Origin of the sequence: Halostagnicola sp. A56 (genome assembly GCF_000691505.1) — an archaeon.
Classification (GTDB): domain Archaea; phylum Halobacteriota; class Halobacteria; order Halobacteriales; family Natrialbaceae; genus Halostagnicola.
Map to the genome: position 1 here is coordinate 102,113 of NZ_JMIP02000017.1, position 14,686 is coordinate 116,798.

Consider the following 14,686-nt stretch of genomic DNA (forward strand, 5'->3'; position numbering starts at 1 on the left):
TGTGGTCTCTTACTCTTTGAGTGCGCCCGCGGTGAGTCCGCTGACGATTCGCTCCTGTGCGACGATCACCAGGATCGCGACGGGAATGACCCCGATGATGCTCGAGGCGGCCATCAGGTGGTACAGCACCTCGTACTGGCCCTGGTAGGCAAGTATCCCCTCGAGAATCGGCGCCCAGTTCTGGGGCTGGCCGTCGGTCATCAGAAACGAGAAGAAGAACTCGTTGTAGACGGCGATGAAGGTCAATACGCCCGCGGTCGCGACGCCGGGTGCCGAAAGCGGGATGATGACTCGGATCAGTGCACCCAATCGCGTGGTTCCCTCGACTCGTGCGGCGTCCTCGAGGCCCTCCGGTATCTGGGAGTAAAACGTCGTCAGGATAAAAATCGACAGCGGCATGAAGATCGCCGACAGCGGCAGGACCATCGCGCCGGGCGTGTTGTAGAGGGTTCCGTTGCCCGTGATCGGGCGAAGGATGCCGACGGGCGTGTTAAACAGATCGTTCAGCGGGATGAAAAACGCCGCTGGCGGGAAAAAAGAGATGACCAACACGAGCAACAACAGCGGCACCTTTCCGGGGAACTCGAGTCGGCCGAAGGCGTAGCCCGCGAGACTCGCGATGACGAGCACTACGACGGTCGATGCGCTCGCGATGACGAAGCTGTTGAACATGTACCAGTGAAACGGGATGACCTCGAAGACCTCGACGAACGCGCCGGGATTGAACCCGTTCGGCGTGAGGAAGATGTCCTGTTGGCGCCCCTCCGGCGTCAGCGCGACCATCAGGAGCCAGTAGAACGGGAACAGCGTCGTCAGCAGGAAGAATATCGTCACCACGTAGAACAGCGACCTGTAGAGACGACCCGGGTTCGAAATCGACTCGTCGACCCACCGTTGGAAGGGGCCGCGACGCAGGGGTTCGTCAGCCGATCCGTCGATCGCCGCAGATTCGGCCGTGGAGTCGTGGCCTGTGCCGGTCGAGTCTACCTGTCCGCCGTCCGGGATACTCGCGTTCGCGGACTCGTCGCCCGGAACGTTCGCGTTCGTGGCCCCACGGCCGATCCGTTTCGGATTCGATTCCGGTTTCGTCGCGCCTCTCGAGTCGTCGTCTGTCATCAGTAGACACCTCCTTCCGTATCTCGGAACAGGACGACGTACACCCCGATGATCAGTCCGATCACCAGCGCCGTCGCGAACGCTACGGCCGCTGCTGTGGCGTAGATGCGGGTCCCGCCGAACATCGCCTCGACGACCAAACAGGTCAGCGACGGGACCGTCGTACAGCCCGCAGTCGACTCGATGAGCCCGTAGACACGCATCGCGTCCATCGTCCGGAACAACATCGCGACGAGTAACGCGGGAACCACCAGCGGGAGCGTGATCAACTTGAACCGCTGCCACGGCGAGGCTCCGGCGACTTCCGCCACCTCGTAGAGGCTCCGATCGATGCTCTGGAGTCCGGCGAGGATGAGCAGCGCCATGAACGCCGACGATTTCCAAATGTCGGCGATGAGGATGATAACGAACGAGTCGCGGCTATTCGCGAGCGGGGTCGCGCCGAACAGTCCGACCGACTGCATGAGGTCGCTTCCGAAGCCGACCGTCGGCTGAAAGAGCAGGAAGAAGATCATCCCCTGGATCACGATCGGCACGGCCCACGGCAGGATGATCGCGACCCGCACCCACCGCCGACCGCGAAAGTCCTGATCGAGGACGTAGGCCTGCCCGAACCCGATCACGGTCTCGAGGACGACGCTGATGACGGCGAACGCGAGCGTGACGAAAATCGCCTGCTGCAAGAACGGAACCCCGAGTTCGACGAACGGGAACGACGACGTGATCGAGACGTCGAGAAACTGCCGCGCGAGTCGCGCGTTTCCGGTCAGAATGTCAACGTAGTTCTCGATTCCGACGAACTCTCCCAGCGGGGCCTGGCCTCTCGTCCGGTTCGCCCGAAGCGACATCACGAACGTCCGAAGGAGCGGGTAGAAGGCGATAAACGACAACAGCGCGAACGCCGGAAGCAGTAGCAGGTAGGCGTAGGCCGCCTCACTCAACCCCTCCATCCAGTTCGTGACCCGGTTCCCGGTTCGGTCGTACTCGGCTTCGTCACCGCCGCCGCTGATCAACTTCCCTTCTTCGGTGTCCGTATCAGTCGCCATGCTGTCCCTCCACGCTCGCTTCGCTCGCCTCGAGACGCTCGGCTAAGTCGGACATGGCCTCGTCCGGTGGCTTTACGGCTCGATACGCTGCGTTGACCTCCTGGGCGATCAGCGCGGATTGTTCCGGCCAGAGGTCGGTGACCGGCCGCGGGACCGCGTTCTCTCCGGCCATCCGTATCTGTTCTGTGTAGCGCGCGACGGGGCCGATCTGGTCGGCGCTCGCCTGCTCGAGTAACTCGAGTACGGGCGGGAGATACCCCAGTTGCTCGAAGATGGTGAGCATGACGTTCTCGCTCGTAAATGCTTCGAGGACGTCTGCGGCTCGTTCGAACCGGTCGGAGTGTGGATTGAGCGTCAGGTGCCATCCGCCTAACCCGGCGGCGGTCCCACCGACGCCCTCGAACTCGGCGTCGTCCTCGCTGACCGCGTACGGCATCGACATGACGCCCAGATCGTCGCCGAAGGCGCTTTCCGCGCCCGTCTGGGAGACTGCGAACGGCCAGTTTCGGTGGGCGATCGCGTCCCCGTTCGCGAACGGACTCAGGGACTGCTCTTCGGTCCACTGGACGATGGCCGACGGACAGATCTGCCGGTAGCCCTCGAGGGCGTACTCGTCGTCGGATCCGCGGATGAACGTCCGCATCATTCGAATCGCATCGATCACAGGCTCGGATTCGACGGTGATCGGGCGGTCGCCGGCGGTGAACAGGTTCTCGGTGCCGCCGAAGTAGCCGCCGCCCCAGGTGGACATCTCCTCCGTGAACGTACAACACGAGAGTCCCTCGTAGGCCGCTGCCTGCGTCGTGAAGCCGAAATCGGCGCCGCTCTCCTCGCGGGCGGCGGCAGTCGCCTCGGAGAACTCCCGCCACGACGGCGGCTCCGTCGCCCACCCGTCCGTCTCGTATCCCGCGTCCGCGATGAGATCTCGCCGGTACAGCATCAGGCCGAAATCCGGGAACAGGGGGAGCGCGTGGAGGACGTCGGTTCTCGGATCGCGCGCCGTCTCGAGAGCCGCCTCGAGGTACTCGTCTTCGACGCGTGCGAGGACATCCGGCGTGATCGTCTCCTCGAGCGGCGTCGTCTGTTCTCTGAGGATAAACGGGATCGTCCACCCGCTGTCCATCATGAAGATATCCGGCGGCGACCGACCGGCCTGCAGCGCGGACTGGTATGATTGCATCCGCTGGGCGGAGTCGTCGACCCCCGCCTGCACCTCTACTGTGATGTCTTCGTCGAGGCCCGCGTCCCAGAGCGCCTGTTGAACCGACGGGGCGTCCCCCTCGGTGTGCATGATGCTCTCGAAGTCAGTATCCCCGGACATGACGATCGTTCCCGGTTCGCGCGCCCGTCCCAGGCAGCCGGCGACGGCGACGCTCCCCGCACCCGCGGACGCCGACGCTACTTTGAGGAACGTCCGACGGGATATCCCACGAGCGGACCGATCGGGGGTCGGCTTCGAGGCCATCGCTTCACAATAGAGGCTCCTCTCCCGTATAATCCTTCGCAGGCAACGATGTAATAAAGACTGACTGTCCGGATTCGCCACTCGTCTAATACCGGCTTACGTCTCGTCGATGACGCGCTCACCGCGCCGATCGCTGCGCTACTCGTTTCGATCTATTTCGGCTCGAATTCCGATCGAACGGACGAATCCGGACGATGACGAACGCTCTCATCGAGTTTATCGACGGGAAAAGTTTCTGTGTGAATGCTATACGTGAGCGGACTATCTCATGCTAACTAGGCATGTGGAGTTACCGCGTTGGCCGATTCAGTTTCAGGTTCAATTCTGAATAACGAAATCGAGCTCCTATCTACTGTTACAGAAACGGATCGCTGCAGTCGATGACGACCCCGTGTTGCGGGCAGACGTACTTGCAGTGGCGCTTGTACATCGCGGTCTCGCAAAACGGACACGGTGGTCCGGTTCCGTGCTCGAGGTCGCGTTCAGTTTCGGAATCGGAGCCCTCTCCGGACGCTGTTTCGCTATTGTTCATCGAGTATCCTCGCTGTAACGGTTCGTAACCGATCCAACGACCGGCGTCGCTATCAACGTGGCGACTGCTCGAGGGCTGAAACGAAAAAGCGAATCGATGAATCGGCGCTTCGACCGCCTGCGTTAGTGAAGTGTCGTACTCCCGTTTTTAGCACTCGCTCCAGCCACAGGACTCGCAGGTCTTGCAGCCTTCGGAGAAGTAAAGCGAGAGCGAGCCACAGGACGGACACTCCGGCGATTCGCCGGCATCGATGAGGTCCTGCGTGGCGTCGTGGTCGTCGACTGGCGGCTGGGCCGCAGCCCCGCCGTCGGTCTCGTGTGCGCCGGCCGGTTCGACATCCAACTCGGCGTCGGCTGATTCCTCGAGGGTCGCCTGTTTCGGATACGGTTTGTCGATCTCGTTATCGAGGTAGCGACGCATCGCGGTGCCGATAGCGTCCGGAATCGATTGGATCTGCTCGCCTTTGTCCCAGGCGACTTTCGGACTACGGGTGCCACAGAGTTCGTCGACGATCTCTTCTGGGTCGACGCCCGAGCGCAGCGAGGTCGAGATGACCTTCGCCAGCGCTTCGGTAAAGGAGTTCGTGAAGCCGCCCGAGTGGCCGATGTTCGCGAACAGTTCGAACGGCTGGCCGGTCTCGGGGTCCTCGTTGATCGTCACGTAGACCTTGCCGTAGCCGGTGTCGATCCGCTGGCTGACGCCCTGCAGGGCGTCGGGTCGCTCGCGTTTCTCGGTGAAGTCGACGTGAACCGCCTCGCTCTCGGCGTCGGCGAGCAGCGAGTCGACATCTTCCTCGAGAATATCTTGGACGTCCTCGCTCTCGAGGAACGCCTCGAGTCCGCCGAAGATGTCGTCGATCTGCTCCACTAATGTTTCGGCGGCTTCGGTCTCGTCGGCGAAGTCGGCGTTGTCCGCGCGGGTCGTCAGCACCTGCTTCGAGCGGGTGCCGTCGCGGTAGTAGGTGACGCCCTTCCCGCCGTTGTCGTAGACCCACTCGAAGACCTCTTTGGCGTCCTCGAGCGTGGAGTCGTTCGGCGCGTTGACCGTCTTCGAGATGGCCGAGTCGACGCCGTTCTGGCAGGCACACTGGACCGCGGCGTGTTGTTTCGCCGAGAGGTCGCTGGTGATGACGAACAGTTCGCCGATGGCGTCCGGGACCGTCTCGAGGCCCTCGACGCCGTCGAACTGGTTGGTCGCCATCTGTTCCTGTGCTTCTTCCTTGACGGCGTCGACATCGATGTCGTTGTCCTCTAAGGTGCGCAGGAAGTAGTCGTCGAACTCGACCAGCATCTCGTCGCCCTGGACGTCGTCGGTGACGTTCTTGTAGTAGGCGACGTTGTAGATCGGTTCGCAGCCGCCGGTCGTGTTGCCGACCATCGAGGTGGTTCCGGTCGGCGCGATGGTGGTGACGTTGTGGTTTCGGATCGGGAAGCCGTCGGCCCAGTCCGCTGCGTCTTCGCCGGTCTGTTTCTCGAACCACTCGCGGTACTCGGTCGGGTTCGCGTACTTGGACTCGTCCCAGTCGTTGAACGAGCCGCGCTCGGTCGCGAGTTCGTGGCTCTTCGCCTTCGCGCCGTGGTTGATGTGGGTCAACAGCTGGCTGGCGATCTCGTTACCCTCCTCGCTGCCATATTTCACACCAAGTTGGACGTACAACTGGGCGAGGCCCATGACGCCTAGGCCGATTTTGCGCATGTCGCGGACTGTCCGCTCGATGTCCTCGACGGGGAAGTCTGACATCGTGACGACGTTCTCGAGGAATCGCGTCCCGTACTCGATGCGCTCGTCGAACTCCTCGAAGTCGATGGCCTCCTCGAGGAAGGCTTCGATGGCGGCCTCGTGGGAGTCGTACTCCGCGGCGTGCTCGTCGGACCAGACGCGCCAGTCGGGCGCGTCGAGGTCGGCGAGCGTCGAGAGGTTGATGTGCCCGAGGTTGCAGGCCTCGTTTTCCTCGAGGGGCTGCTCGCCACACGGGTTCGTCGCGAGGATGCGGTGGTCCGGTTCGGCCTCGACGTCGAAGGAGTGTTCCTTGTTCACTCGCTCGAGGTAGATCACGCCGGGTTCGCCGTTCTCGTGAGCGCCCTCGACGATGCGTTCGAAGATGAGTTCCGCGGGGATCGAGAGCGGGTCGCCGACCTCGACGTGCTCGCCGAGGTCGTACCGGCTGTACATCTCCTTGGTCTCCTCGGTGGCGATGTGGGGCTCTTCCGTGCGCGGGTTGGTGAACGTGTACTCCTCGTCGTTCTGGACGGCCTCCATGAAGTCGTCGGTGACGCCGACGGAGATGTTGAAGTTCGACAGGTGGCCTTCGACGGCGTTGCGAAGGTGTTTTGGCACCCGGCCGTCCTCGTCGATGAGGTCTCGAGCCTCCTCAAGCGCCTCACTGAAGGAAGTATAGGTGTAGTCGTCGGGGTCGTTGAGCCGCAGCGTGTGGGCAAGTGAAACGTCCTTGTTTTTCGCGTGAATGAACTCGATGACATCGGGGTGGGAGACGCGCATGATCCCCATCTGGGCGCCGCGGCGGGTCCCACCCTGCGCGATCGTCTCACAGAGCTGGTCGTAGGTCCGCATGAAGGTGATCGGGCCCGACGCGATGCCACCGGTCGATCCGACGGCGTCGCCAAAGGGACGGAGCTTCCAGAAGCCGTAGCCGACGCCGCCACCGGACTGGAAGACCTCCGCGGCCTTCTTGGCCGTCTCGTGGATGTCCGAGAGGTCGTCGTCGGGGCTCATGACGAAACAGGCCGAGAGCTGCTGGAGTTCGTCGCCGGCGTTCATCAGCGTCGGGGAGTTCGGCATAAAAGAAAGCGATTCCATCCCTTCAGTAAACGTCTCGGCGACATCTTTGACATGCTCGCGAACATCTGCTGGCAGTTCCGGAACGACGGTGTCGTAGGCGAACTTGTTGACGTTAGCTTCCGTCAGCGTCGTTTCGACGTCGTCGGCCGCCGTGGTGCCGTCGCCGAAGACCTCCGCGGCGAGTTCGTCGCGACGCGGGTGGTCGGGCTTTAGCTGGTCGGGCGTGACGGTGATCTCGAGATCCCGTTTTTCAGCCTCGAAGGGTGCCTCCGCGAGCGCGATGTTGCGCCCGACACGCTCGAAGAGTTCTTCTTGGGTCTCGATCAGGTCGCCGCTTGCGTCTTTGCGAAGATAGCGAGCCGGCAGAATATTCTGATAGGCGTTGTCGGTCAGGCGCTCCGCTAAGGTGTCCCCGTCGGTGCGCTTGATCGGCAGCGTCAGATCGTCCGCAGAGAGGTCAGACTTACTCATGCGCGAGACACCTCGAGGCGAACGCGCCGCCGTCTGTCAGTTTCGTACGGTAGGTAGTCCTCGGTCGAATCATTCGTGACGAAAGTTCGGTATTCATGCATTCCTCATAAAGTGTGGTGATGTGGTCCTATTTTTCTTGTATTAGCACAATCTCATTTGTACAGAAGTCACTGTGTGATCTTGTGCGATGGTCGATCGCAGAACAGCCCAGACGGGCGTCTGCGAGGGTATTAGACTCTACGCAGCGGACGGCCTTAATGATTTTCAGACCAAACTGGAAGTAGAATATTCGCTCTCCTGATCCGTCTCGAGTGCGCGAACGAGGCCGTATCCGAACGGTCTCTGGGTGCTGTCGTTCATCGACTCTCGTTTGTCACGTCACCAGAAAGGTTACGTCCTTGCGTTCACGATATCGACTATGATCGAGTCACTCACAGGCTCCCCGGTGTTGCTCGGGCTCACGTTGCTGGCTGGCCTCATGGTCGTTATCGTCGCGGTCAAAATCGCGATCAAACTCGCCGTCCGCGTCGGCATCGTGGCCGCGGTTATTCTCGCCGCCTACTACACCGCCGGTCATCTGGGCGTCGTCTGAACCCGGCCAGAATCACAGCGCGCTTGACGAATTACCTGTCTCCCGTTTTCGAAGCCCTTAGATGTTCTCAAGGAAGTTCTCGATCAGATCGTGCCCGACCGCTGTCAGGACGCTCTCTGGGTGAAACTGCACGCACTCGATCGGGTGCTCGCGGTGGCGAACGCCCATCACGAGCGTCTCGCCGTCGTGGTCGGCCGTCGCCGTAACGTCGAAACAGTCGGGAACCTCCGTCGCGACGAGCGAGTGGTATCGCCCCGCGCGGAAGCCGTCCGCGAGTCCGTCGAAGACGCACTCTCCGTCGTGATCGATCGAGGACGCCTTCCCGTGGACTGGATCCGGCGCTCGACCGACCGAGCCGCCGTACTCGTAGACCGCGGCTTCGAGCCCCAGACAGATTCCAAGCGTCGCCACGGTGGGACTGACCTCGCGGAGTACCTCTCTCGTGACGCCGACATCGCGGTCGTGTTTCGGGTGGCCAGGACCGGGACTGATGATGATCGCGTCCGGGTCGACGGCCCGCACTTCCTCGAGCGAGGCGGTGTTCTTCAGAACCACCGTCTCGGCGTGCTGACTGACGTACTCGACGAGATTGTACGTAAACGAGTCGAAGTTGTCGATGAACAGTACTGTCGGTCGATCGGTCTCGGTCGCCGAGACAGCGGCGCTCATCGCGATACCTCCGTGGGCGATGTCGCGATCGGCGGCTCTTCTTCGATCCGCTCGAGGGCCGCGAGGACGCCGCCCATCTTCTTTTCGGTCTCTTCGTACTCCGCGGTCGGATCGCTGTCGGCGACGAGGCCCGCACCCGCGCGGACGGTGATCCGCTGGGTACCCGGCGTGTCGTTCTCGACGGTCGCAGTTCGAATCACGATCGCGAAGTCCGCGTCGCCGGTCCAGGAGTAGTAGCCGACGCCACCGCCGTAGAGTCCCCGGGGCTGGGTTTCTAACTCGTCGATGATCTCCATCGCCCGCACCTTCGGCGCGCCCGAAAGCGTGCCCGCGGGAAACGAGGCCCGCGTGGCGTCGAACGCGTCGGAATCCGCGCGCAACTGGCCGGTCACGGTCGACTCGATGTGCTGGACGTGGCTGTACTTGAGGACGTTCATGAACTCCTCGACGCGAACCGAACCCGGTTCGCCGACGCGCCGTACGTCGTTGCGGGCGAGGTCGACCAGCATCGTGTGTTCGGCTCGCTCCTTGTCGTCGGCGAGCATCTCGCCTGCCAGCCGCCGGTCTTCGACGGGGCTCGAGCCCCGGTCGCAGGTCCCCGCGATCGGGTTCGACATGACTTCGGTCCCGCGAACCGAGAGCAGCGTCTCGGGGCTGGCGCCGACCACCGTAAGATCGCCGTGATCGAGGAGGTACATGTACGGCGAGGGGTTCACGTCCCGCATCGCCTCGTAGAACCCGAGCGGATCGACCTCCCCGTATAACTCGCGCGTTCGCGAAATGACACCCTGGTAGATGTCGCCGTCGAGGACGTGTTCTTTCGCGCGCCGGACGCTCTCCTCGTAGGCCTGCCTCGAGCCGGCGACCTCGTCTTCGCGGACGAATCCGCCGGTTTCGGGTTCTTCGGCTCCCGCGAGGAGTTCGCCCACGCGTCGAGCTTCGTCGCGGATCTCCTCGTATGCGGCGGTCGGATCGTCGTCGGGCTCTAACACCGGCGTGAACACGAGCGAAACCGTTCCGTCGCGCTCGTCGAACGTGAGCGTCTTCGTCGTGAGGACGAACTGGGCGTCCGGGAACCGCGACTCTGGGCGTTCGAGTCCGACCTCCTCGAGCCAGAGATCGTAGACGGCGTCGTAGGAGAGAAAGCCGACGAGCCCGCCCTCTAAGTGCTGCCGGTCGTGATCCGGCATGTTCGCCAACCGGACATCCGGCAGCGCGCCGCGAAGCGCGTCCACGGTGTCGTCGGCCCCATCGACCTTCATCGAATCGAGCGGCACGTCGGCCGAGAGCGCCTCGACCGACGTTCCCTCGGGGCCGACCGTCACGACGGCCTCGGGATCGTAGCCGACGTACGAAAAGCGGGCGTGGCGCTCCGCGTCCGCTGAGCTTGGCTGAAAGGCACCATCCGGATCGCTCGAGGGCGTCTTCTGTGCGCTCTCGAGTAAGAACGCGTATGGAGTCTCATCGCCGGACCGGTCCCGCCCCTGCGCTGATCGTCCGGTGAGTGTCGCGTAGGCAGCAAGCGGCGTCGTCTCGAGGTCGTACGTCGCGACGACTCGGACGACGGCGGGTCGGTCCTCGCTCGAGCCGGCGTATTCGCAAAACGCCGATCGATCGAGGTCGAACGTCGGCGTCTTGGCGGTGTGATCTGCGGGGTCAGCTGCTGTGGAGTGGTCGGTCATGGATCGAAGTTCGATGGTCGGTGGCTCTCAGGGTCCCGGTTCGACGGCCTGTGCGTTTCCGGTCGCGCGTGAGACGAACGACTCGACCGCCGCCGGATCCTTGACGCCGCCGCGTTCCTCGACGCCGCTTGCGACGTCGACGGCGAACGGCTCGGCCGTCTGGACCGCCTCGACGACGTTGTCGGGGGTCAGTCCGCCGGCGAGGATCACGGCCGACTCGAGGTCGGCCGTCTCAGCTCGCGTGCGCTCCCAGTCGTGGGTTCGGCCGGTGCCACCGCCGCCGTCGTCGCCGATGGAGTCGACGACGAAGCCGTCGACCATGTCGTCGTACTGTTTCGCAATCGAGATGTCTTCGGCGTCGACCGCTAGCAGAATTCGGGTCTCGAGTTTCGCACGCAGATACGCGAGATCGCCGGGCCGGATCTCGCCGTGGAGCTGTATCGCGTCCGGCTCGATCTCGGTCGCCAGTTCGATCGCCCGCGCGTAGTCCGACGGCATCGTGACGAGCACCGACGTGACGAACGGGGGCGTCTCCGCGACGAGGTCCGCGGCACGTTCCGGGGACACGTCTCGAGGGGTGTCGACCGGCACGTCGGTAATGATACCGATCGCGTCCGCGCCCGCGTCGACCGCCGTCTGCAGGTCTTCGGACCGCGTGATGCCACAGACTTTGACGCGCGTCATCGTGCCTCCGGCGAAACCGAGCGGAGCAAATCGAGCTTTGCCGCCGCGTCGCCGCTGTCGATCGCGTTGCCGGCAATCGACGCACCCTCCTCGAGCGAGTCGGCTTCACCGGCGGCGTAAATCGCCGCGCCCGCGTTCGCGAGAATCACGTCTCGCTTCGCGCCCGTGACCGATCCGTCGACGATACCGCGGAGGTCCGCCGCGTTGGCTTCGGGCGTCCCGCCCGCGATGTCGCCGATGTCGTGGGCCGAGAGGCCGAGATCCGCGGGTTCGAAGGTCCTCGTTTCGACGCTCGAGCCGTCGACGTCGGCGGCGACCGTTTCGCCGTGGATCGCGATCTCGTCGGTGCCGGCACCGTGGACGACCAGCGCCCGGTCGATGTCCATCCGCGCGAGCGCGTTCGCGAGGACGGGGACGAGATCCGGGTCGTAGACGCCGACGACCTGTGCGTTCGCGCCGGCGGGGTTGGTCAGCGGCCCGAGGACGTTGAAGATCGTCCGCATGCCCAGTTCCTTTCGCGGCCCGATGACCGCCTTCATCGCGGGGTGAAACACCGGCGCGAGCATGAACCCGATGCCGTCGGCCTCGATGGCCGCCTCGACGGCCGGCGGTTCGGCTTCTACGTCGACACCGACCTCCTCGAGGACGTCCGCGCTGCCAGAGGAGGAAGACACCGAGTAGTTCCCGTGTTTAGCGACGGGAACACCCGCGCCCGCGGCGACGACCGCGCTCGTCGTCGAGACGTTGATCGTGTTGTAATCGTCCCCGCCCGTGCCGCAGGTATCGACCAGCGGCTCGCGGTCCGGGTCGATCGTTCGCGCGGCGTCGCGCATCCCTTCGGCGAAGCCCGCGATTTCGGCTTCGGTCTCTCCTTTCGCGCGCAACGCCGCTAACAGCGCGCCGATCTGCGCCTCCGTTGCATCCTCGAACACGGCGCTCGAGGCCGCTCGAGCCTCTTTCTGTGTGAGATCGTCTCCGTCAGTCACCCGTTCGACGTACTCCTGCATAGTAAACACCAATGTACGTAGTTGTCTTACAATGTCCAAATGAGTACATCGGCTTAAACGTATCGGACGATCCGTGGTGATGGCTCGCGTACGCCGACCGATTCGAAACCTTCAATTACGGTGGTGGGCAACGAATAGTTGCACGAGGCGTGACGGACGCCGAGAGAACCGGACGGGTTGGTGGTCTAGTCTGGTTATGACACCTCCTTGACATGGAGGAGGCCGGCAGTTCAAATCTGCCCCAACCCATTTCTCAGCGACACAACGCGACGAGCGGTGCGTGGCGCGTCGCGCCACGATCGCGAACGGCGAAGCCGTGAGCGAAGCGAGGCGCTCGTCGCCGAGAAATTGTTACGGAAGATTTGAATCAGGGAGTGGAGCGTAGTGGAACGATCGTGGTTCAAATCTGCCCCAACCCACTACTTCTGTCGCAAGCAAATTCGCGAGCGACAGGATCGTTACGTTGGGCAGATTTGAATGAGGCAAGTCACGCGCAGCGAAGCGAGCATGTCTTGACGTGGTTCAAATCTGCCCCAACCCACTACTTTCTGTCTCGAGCGTACCGTCGGCGGGAGTGAAATAGTGTGTCGATCTATGTGATGTAAGCGGCATGATTAATATGGACCCACAGTGACGGCGATATATGGACGCGATCCGGATTCGGAAGTTCGGCGGGGTCGCATCGATCGTCGTCGGTGTACTCGTGGCGGGCACATCCATCGGCGTCAACGACCCGCTCGCTGGGTCAGTGGGCGTTCTCTGCGCGCTCATTGGGGGTGCGTCTCTGTACGACCTCCACGCCGCGGCGTAAGCGACGGATTCGAAAACCGACCGATCCACTCCAGCGCCGCCTCGATCCGTTCTCCTCTCGAAAACGCTGAATCGGACATCTGGATTGGGAGAGATTGATCCCCGTTACCTCGAGAACAGCCCCTTCAATCGTCCGAACACGCCGCTCGAGTCGGACTCCGAATCCTCGCTCTTATCCGCTTCGGTAGAGTCGTCGTCCGATCCCATCTTGCCGGACCCGACAGAACCCGACAGCGGGCCGTCGGTCGAGGATCGGCCGCGCTTTTGCCCCGACGAACCGGCGCTCCCGCTCGAGCACTCGAGGTCGTCCATCGAGAGATCGATCTCGCCGATGTCGGTCGTCTCCTCGCGGCCGTCGCCCGACTCGGCGGCTCTGACGTCCGCACCGGTGACCGCGCCGCGTTCGATACGCGCGGCGAGGTCCGCATCGTCGTCTTCACGAGCGGAGTCCATCTCGTTCTCGGCTGTCTCCGCCGGAGCGGGATCGTCGGCCGACGAGACGCTCGTGTTTGCGTCTTCTGTGATGTCGTTGGGATCGGCCGGCTGACCGGTTTCGATGGTCGTCGTGGTCGGTTTCGAGTCGCCGATCGACTCGGCGTCGAACGCGTCTTCGTCGTCTGACTCGCGGGAACGGTCGATCGAGTCGTCGCTTTCGTCCGATTCGGTCGTCTGCGCTCGGTTCGCCGCTTCGTGGTTGGCTTTCTCTCGGTCTGTTATCGCTCGGTTTTCGTCCGCTCGCTCCGTCTCGTCGTCGGAAGTGGTCTGTTCACCCTCCGACGACGAGCCGATCGACTCGAGGATGTCGTCGACGCTCGTCTCGGAAACGACTCGAGTCGGGCCGCCGCCGGGCGTCGATCGGTCCCCGGAATCCGAATCGTCGGTCATGGTTTGGTTTCCCGTCGCCGACAGCATAATCTTTCTCCACGACGCTGGGCGATCGGTTCGAAAAAACGATCGCGTTCGCGAGCGCTCACTCGGCGAGTTCAGGCCGGGAGCCAACGACGTTGACGACGGCGCCGAACAGGATGAGGATCCCGGCGAAGTACAGCCAGGTGACGAACAGCAAGATCGCACCGACGGCGCCGTAGGCCTCGTACTGGCCGGCGTTGGCCGCGTAGATCTGAAAGCCCGCCTGGAGGACCGTCCAGCCGACCGCGGCGAAGACGGCTCCCGGGATCGCCTCTCGAGGCTCGAGCGAGATCGGCGGCAGAACGTAGTACATCGGGTAGAAGACGGCGAAGAGCCCGACCACGAGAAGCGGCCAGCTCAGGAGGCCGGCGATCGGAACCGTCTCCGAGAGCAAGCCGATAACCGCGGCCGTCACGATCATCAGGCCGAGCCCGCCGGCCCCCGCGAGAATGACGACCAGTCCGTCCGTGATCTGCTCGAGCAGCGAGTTCTCGGCGTCGGTGCCGTAGATCCGGTCGAACGCGAGGCTGAGTCCCCGGAACACCTTCAGGCCACCCCAGGCGGCGACCAGGAGCGCGACGATGGTCGCTTCGGCGCGGCCGGACTCCGTCGTCAACGCGTCTGTAACGAGGGTTTCACCGGCTTCGGGGAGGAAATCGCCGGCGACTCTGATCAGCTGTTCGGCGACGTCCTCGCCGCCGAGCAGCGAGCCGACGACGATCGCCAGCAGTATCAGCGGGATCACCGACACGAACGCGTAGTAGGCGAACCCCGCGGCGAGATACGTCAGGTCGCGGTCGCTGGCTGTGGCGTAGATCTCGAGGATCGTTTCTTTCGGATTCATAGTAGGTGTGTTCCGTCGATCGGTTCGGAGCGGGTTGTCTCCACAGTTGGCTCGGAGCGG

13 protein-coding genes and 1 tRNA gene are annotated in these 14,686 nt (G+C 63.3%); 3 read left to right on the forward strand and 11 right to left on the reverse strand.

Going from position 1 to position 14,686, the window contains the following annotated elements; genetic code table 11:
- Positions 1–9 precede the first annotated feature (9 nt).
- The 5 genes from EL22_RS07665 to EL22_RS07680 form a co-directional block, all read right to left on the reverse strand.
- Positions 10–1,116: a carbohydrate ABC transporter permease gene (locus EL22_RS07665; RefSeq protein ID WP_050050949.1), complete on the reverse strand. Its 1,107-nt coding sequence runs from the start codon at positions 1,114–1,116 to the stop codon at positions 10–12.
- Positions 1,116–2,162, reverse strand: coding sequence for a carbohydrate ABC transporter permease (locus EL22_RS07670; RefSeq protein WP_050050950.1), 1,047 nt, complete (start codon positions 2,160–2,162; stop codon positions 1,116–1,118). Before EL22_RS07670 ends, EL22_RS07665 begins: the two co-directional genes overlap by 1 nt.
- Positions 2,152–3,627, reverse strand: coding sequence for an extracellular solute-binding protein (locus EL22_RS07675; RefSeq protein ID WP_050050951.1), 1,476 nt, complete (start codon positions 3,625–3,627; stop codon positions 2,152–2,154). Before EL22_RS07675 ends, EL22_RS07670 begins: the two co-directional genes overlap by 11 nt.
- 355 nt (positions 3,628–3,982) lie before the next feature.
- Positions 3,983–4,159: an HVO_2523 family zinc finger protein gene (locus tag EL22_RS17970; RefSeq protein ID WP_175507104.1), complete on the reverse strand. Its 177-nt coding sequence runs from the start codon at positions 4,157–4,159 to the stop codon at positions 3,983–3,985.
- Between the two features lie 147 nt (positions 4,160–4,306).
- A complete protein-coding gene (locus tag EL22_RS07680; RefSeq protein ID WP_050050952.1) occupies positions 4,307–7,429 on the reverse strand; it encodes an adenosylcobalamin-dependent ribonucleoside-diphosphate reductase in 3,123 nt (1,040 codons plus the stop codon).
- Between the two features lie 418 nt (positions 7,430–7,847).
- Between EL22_RS07680 and EL22_RS17975 the strand changes: the two genes are divergently transcribed.
- The gene (locus EL22_RS17975; protein ID WP_197075867.1) at positions 7,848–8,021 is read left to right on the forward strand and encodes a hypothetical protein; all 174 of its coding nucleotides are present in this window, start codon (positions 7,848–7,850) and stop codon (positions 8,019–8,021) included.
- Positions 8,022–8,078: 57 nt separating this feature from the next.
- On the opposite strand, the gene trpG is transcribed toward EL22_RS17975, so the two are convergent.
- From trpG to trpD, 4 genes are read right to left on the reverse strand one after another with little or no spacing between them, the layout of a single operon-like run.
- Entirely contained in the window at positions 8,079–8,690 is a 612-nt protein-coding gene (gene trpG, locus EL22_RS07685) for an anthranilate synthase component II (RefSeq protein ID WP_050050953.1), read from the reverse strand.
- Complete coding sequence (trpE, locus tag EL22_RS07690) at positions 8,687–10,372, reverse strand: anthranilate synthase component I (RefSeq protein ID WP_050050954.1); 1,686 nt, start codon at positions 10,370–10,372, stop codon at positions 8,687–8,689. Before trpE ends, trpG begins: the two co-directional genes overlap by 4 nt.
- Before the next feature lie 27 nt (positions 10,373–10,399).
- Complete coding sequence (locus EL22_RS07695; RefSeq protein ID WP_050050955.1) at positions 10,400–11,056, reverse strand: phosphoribosylanthranilate isomerase; 657 nt, start codon at positions 11,054–11,056, stop codon at positions 10,400–10,402.
- The gene (trpD, locus tag EL22_RS07700; protein WP_050050956.1) at positions 11,053–12,063 is read right to left on the reverse strand and encodes an anthranilate phosphoribosyltransferase; all 1,011 of its coding nucleotides are present in this window, start codon (positions 12,061–12,063) and stop codon (positions 11,053–11,055) included. Before trpD ends, EL22_RS07695 begins: the two co-directional genes overlap by 4 nt.
- A gap of 174 nt (positions 12,064–12,237) precedes the next feature.
- Here trpD and EL22_RS07705 point away from each other — a divergent pair.
- Both EL22_RS07705 and EL22_RS17105 read left to right on the forward strand, forming a co-directional pair.
- Positions 12,238–12,312, forward strand: a tRNA-Val gene (locus tag EL22_RS07705).
- A gap of 394 nt (positions 12,313–12,706) precedes the next feature.
- Positions 12,707–12,874, forward strand: coding sequence for a hypothetical protein (locus EL22_RS17105; protein ID WP_156184075.1), 168 nt, complete (start codon positions 12,707–12,709; stop codon positions 12,872–12,874).
- Between the two features lie 104 nt (positions 12,875–12,978).
- Here the strand turns inward: EL22_RS17105 and EL22_RS07710 are convergent, their stop codons facing one another.
- Both EL22_RS07710 and EL22_RS07715 read right to left on the reverse strand, forming a co-directional pair.
- A complete protein-coding gene (locus tag EL22_RS07710; protein WP_156184076.1) occupies positions 12,979–13,758 on the reverse strand; it encodes a hypothetical protein in 780 nt (259 codons plus the stop codon).
- An 85-nt stretch (positions 13,759–13,843) separates the two neighbouring features.
- On the reverse strand, positions 13,844–14,626 hold the full coding sequence (locus tag EL22_RS07715) for a YihY/virulence factor BrkB family protein (protein ID WP_050050958.1): 783 nt from the start codon (positions 14,624–14,626) through the stop codon (positions 13,844–13,846).
- Between the last annotated feature and the right edge of the window lie 60 nt (positions 14,627–14,686).